The sequence below is a fragment of the uncultured Neisseria sp. genome (assembly GCF_951230505.1).
In the GTDB taxonomy this organism is placed as follows: domain Bacteria; phylum Pseudomonadota; class Gammaproteobacteria; order Burkholderiales; family Neisseriaceae; genus Neisseria.
Genome location: NZ_CATNVN010000092.1, coordinates 1 through 7,066 on the forward strand (window position 1 = coordinate 1; position 7,066 = coordinate 7,066).

6 protein-coding genes and 2 pseudogenes are annotated in these 7,066 nt (G+C 50.6%); 5 read left to right on the forward strand and 3 right to left on the reverse strand.

The window, feature by feature from the left end; genetic code table 11:
- The 5 genes and pseudogenes from Q1M25_RS06705 to aroB all read left to right on the forward strand — a co-directional run.
- Positions 1–147, forward strand: a pseudogene (locus Q1M25_RS06705) (pilus assembly protein PilO); the annotation flags it as partial.
- Between the two features lie 15 nt (positions 148–162).
- The gene (locus Q1M25_RS06710; RefSeq protein WP_107769130.1) at positions 163–705 is read left to right on the forward strand and encodes a pilus assembly protein PilP; all 543 of its coding nucleotides are present in this window, start codon (positions 163–165) and stop codon (positions 703–705) included.
- A 20-nt stretch (positions 706–725) separates the two neighbouring features.
- Entirely contained in the window at positions 726–2,858 is a 2,133-nt protein-coding gene (gene pilQ / locus Q1M25_RS06715; protein ID WP_107867825.1) for a type IV pilus secretin PilQ, read from the forward strand.
- Positions 2,859–2,981: 123 nt separating this feature from the next.
- Positions 2,982–3,503, forward strand: coding sequence for a shikimate kinase (locus tag Q1M25_RS06720; protein ID WP_003682215.1), 522 nt, complete (start codon positions 2,982–2,984; stop codon positions 3,501–3,503).
- Between the two features lie 22 nt (positions 3,504–3,525).
- Positions 3,526–4,605, forward strand: a complete 1,080-nt coding sequence (gene aroB / locus Q1M25_RS06725) for a 3-dehydroquinate synthase (protein ID WP_300483210.1) — start codon at positions 3,526–3,528, stop codon at positions 4,603–4,605.
- A 130-nt stretch (positions 4,606–4,735) separates the two neighbouring features.
- Here the strand turns inward: aroB and Q1M25_RS06730 are convergent, their stop codons facing one another.
- The 3 genes and pseudogenes from Q1M25_RS06730 to Q1M25_RS06740 all read right to left on the reverse strand — a co-directional run.
- Complete coding sequence (locus Q1M25_RS06730; protein ID WP_300483212.1) at positions 4,736–6,049, reverse strand: ATP-binding protein; 1,314 nt, start codon at positions 6,047–6,049, stop codon at positions 4,736–4,738.
- A 29-nt stretch (positions 6,050–6,078) separates the two neighbouring features.
- The gene (locus tag Q1M25_RS06735) at positions 6,079–6,756 is read right to left on the reverse strand and encodes a response regulator (protein WP_300483214.1); all 678 of its coding nucleotides are present in this window, start codon (positions 6,754–6,756) and stop codon (positions 6,079–6,081) included.
- Positions 6,757–6,901: 145 nt separating this feature from the next.
- Positions 6,902–7,066 (reverse strand): annotated as a pseudogene (locus Q1M25_RS06740) (NAD(P)H-dependent oxidoreductase); the annotation flags it as partial.

Sequence of the window (7,066 nt, forward strand, 5' to 3'; positions counted from 1 at the left end):
AAAGAAGGCAAAGGCAATAAAGGCGAATTGACATTGAGCGCGATTGCGACGACTTATAAAGCACGTCCGGCCGAAGAGATTGCTGCCGAATTGGCTGCGCAACAGGCACAAGAAGAAGGCAAACCTGCCGAGAATGAGCAAAAATAAAAGAATAGGGAAATCATGAAAAAAATCATCTTACTCTTAAGTCTTCTTCCCTTGGCAGCCTGTACGCAAAGCTATGAAGATTTGACTCAATGGATGACGCAAACCCGTCAGGAAGCAAAATCCAAGATTATTCCGTTTGAAGAGCCGACGGTTACATTGCCTAAGCCGTATAGCCCGCCGAATTTTAAAGGCATGAATGCGTTTGATTCACGCCGTTTGGACACTGCCCCTAAAGGAGGCAATGCGCCGGATGTGAACCGTCCGAAAGAAACATTGGAAGCCTTCAGTTTGGAAAACATGGCCTTTGTCGGAACGCTGCAAAGCAGCGGCAAAGTTTCCGGATTTATCAAGGTCAACGACCATGTTTATACCGTTTATCCCGGAAACTACATCGGTCAGAATTACGGCAGAATCCAAAGTATTACCGAAGATAAAATTATCTTGACCGAGCAAGTTGAGGACAGCTACGGCAACTGGGTGTACCGGAAGGCCGAATTGCCATTGAGCAGTAAAGAGGCGGATTCTTCCAATAGCTCAGATAGTTCGAATTCAAATTAATTTAGGGGTCTCACTCGATTATGAAAACCAAGCACATGACAAAATTATTTGCCGGCTTCAGCGTTGCCCTCGCTGTTCAGACGGCCTTTGCAGGCAATATTACCGATATCAACGTTTCCACTTTGCCTGACAACCAAAAAATCATCAAAATCCGTTTCGACAAAGACGTCACTACACCTCATGGTTTTGTAACATCTACTCCGGCGCGTATCGCATTGGATTTTGCCAACACTAATATCCGTTTGCCTCAGCCTGTTTTGGAATATGCAGACCCATTGCTGAATCAAATTACTGCGGCACAAAACAATGACCGCGCACGCGTGGTTTTGGGTTTGAACAAAATCAGCCAATACAATACTGAGATTCGCGGCAACGAAGTTTGGGTGTTTGTAAACGAATCTACTGACCAAACCAATGCAGCCGTTGCAAATGAACGTGCGGCTACGCCGTCTACCGCGCGCGCTACTCAGGCTTATCAAGCCGTTTCGGCCGCCAATATCGATTTCCGCAAAGGCGCACGCAATTCCGGCATTATTGAATTGTCTGCCCCGGGTTTCAGCGGACAGCCGGATATCAAACAGCAGCGTGACCGTGTGGTTGTGACATTGAAAAACCATACGCTGCCGACACAAGCGCAACGCAGTTTGGATGTGGCTGACTTCAATACGCCTGTACAAAACGTTACGCTCAAACGTATCGGCAATTCTACCCAGCTCATTATCCGCAACAATAATGCGAATTGGGACATTAATACCAAAGCCTCTTCCGGACGCTTTGTATTTGAAGTATCGCCTAAAGCCGCCAATACCGAATCCGGCGGCTTGAACCACAATGCGAACAAATCGTTCAAAGGCCGTAAAATTTCTTTGGATTTCCAAGATGTAGAAGTTCGTACCATCTTGCAGATTTTGGCGAAAGAATCCGGCGTGAATATTGTTGCCAGCGATACCGTTAAAGGCACCATGACTTTGTCCCTGAAAGATGTACCTTGGGATCAGGCTCTGGATTTGGTCATGCAGGCGCGCAATTTGGATATGCGCCGTCAAGGCAACATCATTAATATCGCACCTCGCGATGAATTGTTGGCAAAAGACAAAGCCTTCTTGCAGGCTGAAAAAGAGATTGCCGAATTGGGTCCGTTGTATTCTCAAACCTTCCAGTTGAAATACAAAAACGTGGAAGAATTCCGCAAAATTCTGCGTCTGGAAGAATACGACAGCAATAATTCCAATACCCGCAATACTCTGTTGAGCAACCGAGGCAGTGCCTTAATCGATCCTGCCACCAATACGCTGATCGTAACCGACAACCGCGGCGTGATTGAGAAATTCCGCAAACTGATTGATGAACTGGACGTTCCGACCCGTCAAGTGATGGTTGAAGCGCGCATTGTCGAAGCAGAAGATACCTTCTTCCGCAACTTGGGCGTTAAATTCGGTTCCGGTGGTGCAAGTGGCCGTAACGCATGGGGCAGCAACTGGAGCAATGCACAAACCAACTACAATACCAATGCCTCGTTTAACCGTGGCGATGTAGGCTACCGCACATGGACTTTGGATCCGAACGTCAGTCTGCCGACCGCAGCCGCAGTCAACAGCATTGCGCTGGTGCGTGCGTTCTCGTCCGGCGCATTGGGTTTGGAAATCAGCGCGTCTGAAGAACAAGGTAAGAGCAAAACCATTTCCAATCCGCGTGTGCTGACACAAGACCGCAAAGAAGCCAAAATTGAATCCGGTACGGAAATTCCTTATCAAGAGGCTTCTTCCAGCGGTGCGACTTCGATTACCTTCAAGAAAGCCGTTTTGGGCTTGACCGTAACGCCGAACATTACGCCTGACGGTCAAATCATCATGACTGTGAAGATTAATCGCGATACCCCGATCGACTGTACCGTGGATTCTCTGACAACCAAGTGTATCAATACCAAACACTTGAATACCCAAGCCATGGTTGAAGATGGCGGCACGCTGATTGTCGGCGGTATTTACGAAGAAGAAAGCACCAATGCAGTGAACAAAGTCCCTGTTTTGGGCGATATTCCTGTTGTCGGCAATCTGTTCAAATCACGCGGCAAACGTGAAAACCGCCGTGAGCTGTTGATCTTCATCACACCGCGCATTATGGATAATGTGGGTAACAATCTGCGTTACTGATTTTTAAAATGACAAACAGGCATATCTGCAAAGGTATGCCTGTTTTCGTTTTCAGACGGCCTGAGATGAAAAGGCTGTCTGAAAAACGACGAACTTTTCCACGAAACCACCATATCGTATAAAATGACCCACATGGAAAAAATCAACGGCAATTTAATCTTAATCGGGCTGATGGGCGCGGGCAAAACCACTTTGGGCAAGCAGCTTGCCCAAATGTTTGAATGCCCGTTTTACGACAGCGATTACGAAATCTGCACTTCTTCGGGCGTATCCATTCCGACCATTTTTGAGATGGAAGGGGAGGAAGGCTTCCGCAACCGTGAAACCAATATGCTGAAGAAGCTCGCTTCCCGGCGCAACATCGTTTTATCGACCGGTGGCGGCTCCGTATTACGCAGTGAAAACAGACAGATTTTGCGCCAAAACGGCACAGTTGTTTATCTGCATGCCAGCCCCGAAACCTTGCTGGAGCGTACCCGTTACGACAGCAACCGGCCGCTGTTGCAAGTTGCCAATCCTTTGGCCAAACTGCAAGAGCTGTATGACCAACGCGATACGCTGTACCGTCAAACCGCCCATCTTGTCATTGAATCCGACAGCTGTCACAAAACGCTCAAACGCCTGATACAGGCTTTAGGCGAATAAATACGCTTTGCAAAGGAATACTATGCGCACACTGACTGTCCAAACCCCGTCTCATCAATACCCTATCTTTATCGGACATAAACTGATTGAGCAGGCCGATACGCTGCTTCAGCCCTATTTAGGTAAAAAAGCAGCCATCATTACCAACGAAACCGTTGCGCCGCTTTATCTCAAACAGCTTCAGACGGCCTTAGACAGACTGGGCGTGCCGCATTTCAGCATCATCCTTCCCGATGGCGAAGAATATAAAAACTGGCAGACGCTTAACCTGATTTACGATGGCCTGATGCAAAACCGTGCCGAACGCAAAACCACTTTAATCGCTTTGGGCGGCGGCGTGATAGGCGATATGGTCGGCTTTGCCGCAGCGACTTATCAGCGTGGCGCACCTTTTATCCAAGTGCCGACCACATTGCTCAGCCAGGTCGATTCCTCGGTCGGCGGTAAAACCGCTATCAACCATCCGCTCGGTAAAAACATGATTGGCGCGTTCTACCAGCCGCAAGCCGTGCTGGCCGATTTGACCGCCCTGCAAACGCTGCCGCAGCGCGAACTTTCCGCAGGTATGGCCGAAGTCATCAAATACGGCGCATTGGGCGATGCCGAATTTTTTGCTTGGTTGGAAGAAAATATGGCCGACCTGATGGCGCAACACCAAGAAAAAATGGCAGAAGCCGTTTACCATTGCTGCAAAATGAAGGCCGATATTGTTGCCCAAGACGAAACCGAGCAGGGCATCCGCGCATGGCTTAATCTCGGCCACACTTTCGGCCATGCCATCGAAGCCGAAATGGGCTACGGCGTATGGCTGCATGGCGAAGCCGTTGCCGCCGGTTGCGTCCTCGCTTCCCGTTTGTCGCAAATTTTGGGCAAAACCCAACAAGCCGATACCGACCGCATTGCCGCTTTAATGGAAGCCGCCTCCCTCCCGTTTGCGCCGCCTGTTTTCTCATTTGAAAAATGGATTGAACACATGAGCCACGACAAAAAAGTCAGCAGTGGCATCATGCGTTTTGTCGGTTTGGAATACTTGGGCAAAGCCAATATCACCGAAATTACCGATATGGAAATCCTCCGCCAAACCTTGCAGCCGTATTTGTGAGGAATGAATGAGGTTTGCTTTAAAATATAAAAAGGCCGTCTGAAAGGTATTTTCAGACGGCCCTTTGGTTTTAAAGCGTTTTGATTCATCGGATTAAAGCTAGATAAACCAATTTGGGCGGGTCGATTATTTAAAGTGTCTTTTTATCCAACTCGGCAATAATCAACAAGCCGCTGTCAAAGCGTCGGCTGTCGGCCAGTTTCAGACGGCCTTGATGGCGTTTGACAATGGTGTTTGCGATGGAAAGCCCCAGGCCGGTGCCTTGTTGTTCGGTGCCGAGAATACGGTAGAAGGGGTCGATTACGCGTTGGCGCTCGCTTGGGGGAATGCCGGGGCCGTCGTCTTCCACCCAGATGTTGAGGTATTCTGCGGTTTCGTCAAAGCCCAAATCGATGCGGCCGCCTTTAGGGGTGTAGCGGATGGCGTTGTCGGTAAAGGTTTTGATGAGGGTGTAGATTTCGGTGTCGTCGGCGTGGATTTGGCAGTCGTTTTCAACGGCGACGCCGATGTCTTGACCTTTGGCCAGCGCCAGCGGCATGAGTTCCTGCAAGACGCGGCGGAACTGGTTTTGCAGGCTGATCAGGGTTTTGGGGCGTTGGGTTTCGGGTGCTTGGGCGCGTGCGAGGGAAAGGAGTTGCTCGAGCAGGTGGCGGTTGCGCTGTATGCTTTGTTGCAACAGGGCGGACTGCTCACGCGCTTCGGCGGACAGCTGCATATTGTTGAGCCGCTCTGCCTGAAGGGAAAGGGCGGTCATGGGGCTGCGCAATTCGTGTGCGGCATCGGCGATAAAGCGTTGCTGTTGGCGGACGTTTTCGTCGGTACGTTGCAACAGGTTATTAATGGCGACGACAAAGCCTTGGATTTCGCTGGGAATGTTTTGCGTGTCCATCGGCGAGAGGTCGTTGATTTGGCGCTGTTCCAAATCGTTGGACAGGGTTTTGACGGAACGCATGGCGCGGTGGGTAATCCAGACGGTAAGCAGGATAATCAGGGGCAGGGCGAGGAGCATGGGGAGGATGCTCTGTACGGCGGCCATTTCGGCTAGCTCTTCGCGGTAGTCGCTTTCCTGCATGACGGCGATGCGGCCTTGCTTGGTGTTGCGGGTATAAACGCGGTAGTAATCGTCGTCGTCATTGGCCTGAATGGTGTGCAGGCCGTCTGAAATCTTCTCAGGCAGGCTGACAATGGGGTTGGGCGTATTGGGAAATTGAACGGAAATCTTGTTGTCGTTGTCGAGTGAGTGTTTCTCGTCATCGGCATCGCTCGGGTCGAGATAGTTCGCGACTTGGCGCAACAGGTCGTCTTGAACCTCTTGGGTCTCGTGATAAGTATCGTAATAAGAAAATATGCCTGCAAGGATGGAGAGGGGCAGGAGCATGCAGATCAGGGCGAGGCTGATCTTGACTTGCAGGGATTGTTTGATGGTGTGGAAAAGGCGTTGCATGGTTTGTGTGTTGATATTGTTTTGGTTTTTCAGACGGCCTGGTTGTTTTGTGCAACCAGCCAGCCGACCCCGCGGACGTTTTGAATCGCTTCTTTGCCGAGTTTTTTGCGTAAGGCGTGAATCAGGAAGTCAACGGCGTTGCTTTCGACTTCTTCGCCCCAGCCGTAGATTTTGTCTTCCAAATCGCTGCGCGACAGAATCATGCCCGGACGCAGCAGCAGGGCTTGGAGGACGGCAAATTCTTTGTTGCTGAGCATGATGGCCTGTTCCTGCCCGACTACTTCCGCCTGATGGGTGGAAGGGTTGAGCGTGATGATGCCGTTGCTCAGCAGCGTTTGCGCCTGTCCGCCGTGTCGGCGCAATACGGCGCGCATACGGGCTTGCAGTTCCGCCATGTCGAAAGGTTTGACGATGTAGTCGTCTGCGCCGCCGTCTAGGCCGTTGAGCCGGCTGTGCAAATCATCGCGCGCGGTAACGATTAAGACGGGGACGGTACAGCCGCCGTTGCGGATTTGCGCCAATACGTCCAAACCGTCTTTGCCGGGCAAACCCAAATCCAAGAGCAGCAAATCGTATGCTTGCGCCGCTACTGCTGCGGCAACTTCCGAACCGCGGCTGACCCAATCGACAGCGTAGCCGCTGTCTTTCAGGTTGGCGCTGACGGCTTGGGCAATCATGGCATCGTCTTCAACCAATAATACGCGCATGGAAGTTCTCCGGAGGATGGGTGGATAGTGATTATAACCGCACTCAATTAGTAAAAATTTAGGAGCTGTCGAAAAACTGATTTTTTGCAAAAGAAGAGGCCGTCTGAAATTCGGTTTTCAGACGGCCTGTATGCTTCAATCCCGATTATTTAGGGTTTTTCTCAATCAAGGCAACCAATTGGTCGATATAGCCTTGAACAAAGCCGCGCGCAGATTCGATGAGCTGGCCGTTGTCGTCAAACAGGGTTGGAGAGTTGCCGAGGAACACTTCCGGTTGGCCGGTCAGCGGCATATCGAAATATGAGAGGGC

Excerpts from the sequence above, each read along its gene's own strand:
- Q1M25_RS06710 (WP_107769130.1), top strand. The coding sequence starts at position 163 with ATGAAAAAAATCATCTTACTCTTAAGTCTTCTTCCCTTGGCAGCCTGT.
- pilQ (WP_107867825.1), top strand. The coding sequence starts at position 726 with ATGAAAACCAAGCACATGACAAAATTATTTGCCGGCTTCAGCGTTGCC.
- Q1M25_RS06720 (WP_003682215.1), top strand. The coding sequence starts at position 2,982 with ATGACCCACATGGAAAAAATCAACGGCAATTTAATCTTAATCGGGCTG.
- aroB (WP_300483210.1), top strand. The coding sequence starts at position 3,526 with ATGCGCACACTGACTGTCCAAACCCCGTCTCATCAATACCCTATCTTT.
- Q1M25_RS06730 (WP_300483212.1), bottom strand. The coding sequence starts at position 6,049 with ATGCAACGCCTTTTCCACACCATCAAACAATCCCTGCAAGTCAAGATC.
- Q1M25_RS06735 (WP_300483214.1), bottom strand. The coding sequence starts at position 6,756 with ATGCGCGTATTATTGGTTGAAGACGATGCCATGATTGCCCAAGCCGTC.